Genomic DNA, 310 nt, shown 5'->3' with positions numbered 1-310 from the left:
ATGATGCATCATTACAAGGGCGAGTAATTGGTTTATGGCGTGATAGTGACACGCAAACTGATTATGTACCCGATAACAGTATTGTGTTTTCTCCATCATTAACCTGGTACGCCACTGATGATACAAAAATAACACTATTAACTAATTGGCAAAAGAATGAATCAGGCACGAGTACCTCGTTCTTACCCCACTCAGGCACTATTTTAGAAAACGAAAACGGCAAAATTCCATCAAATCGTTTTGTTTCTGAGCCGGGTTTTGATCGTTATGATACTGAGCAAGCGTCAATCACTGCGATTTTAGAGCAAAA

General features: G+C 39.4%; 1 pseudogene. It reads left to right on the top strand.

Annotated elements, in window-relative coordinates:
* A pseudogene (locus tag ACO0LB_RS20805) lies at positions 1-310 on the top strand (TonB-dependent siderophore receptor); the annotation flags it as partial.

Source organism: Undibacterium sp. SXout7W, from assembly GCF_049339385.1.
GTDB lineage: Bacteria > Pseudomonadota > Gammaproteobacteria > Burkholderiales > Burkholderiaceae_D > Undibacterium.
Note: the sequence above shows the minus strand (reverse complement) of the source record. Positions and strands in the feature narration are given on the sequence as shown.